Origin of the sequence: Pseudoponticoccus marisrubri (assembly GCF_001482405.1) — a bacterium.
Lineage (GTDB): Bacteria > Pseudomonadota > Alphaproteobacteria > Rhodobacterales > Rhodobacteraceae > Pseudoponticoccus > Pseudoponticoccus marisrubri.
The window spans coordinates 1-293 of sequence record NZ_LPXO01000074.1 but is presented as its reverse complement, the minus strand read 5'-3'; the positions used below and the strand labels follow the sequence as shown (position 1 = coordinate 293).

Here is a 293-nt window from a genome sequence, read left to right as displayed (position 1 = left end):
ACCGTGTCACGCCCCAGATCGCCCCCCTGCCCGTTATCCACGAAGAGGTCGTGCCCCGGGCCGAGATAGGCAAGGTCCCGACCGTTGCCGCCATAGACGAGGTCCCGGCCATCGCCGCCATAGAGCGTGTCGAACCCGTCCCCGCCATACAGGCTGTCATTCCCCAGCCGACCGTTGATCACGTCATTGCCCCACTCGCCGTGGAACGCGTCATCCCCGTTGCCGCCCTCGATCGTGTCCGCACCAGAGCCGCCGAACACCGTGTCACGCCCCAGATCGCCCCCCTGCCCGTT

General features: G+C 67.6%; 1 protein-coding gene. It reads right to left on the bottom strand.

Annotated elements, in window-relative coordinates:
• Positions 1-293: calcium-binding protein (locus AVJ23_RS22010; protein ID WP_276203234.1), on the bottom strand; the 293-nt coding region annotated here is incomplete at both ends.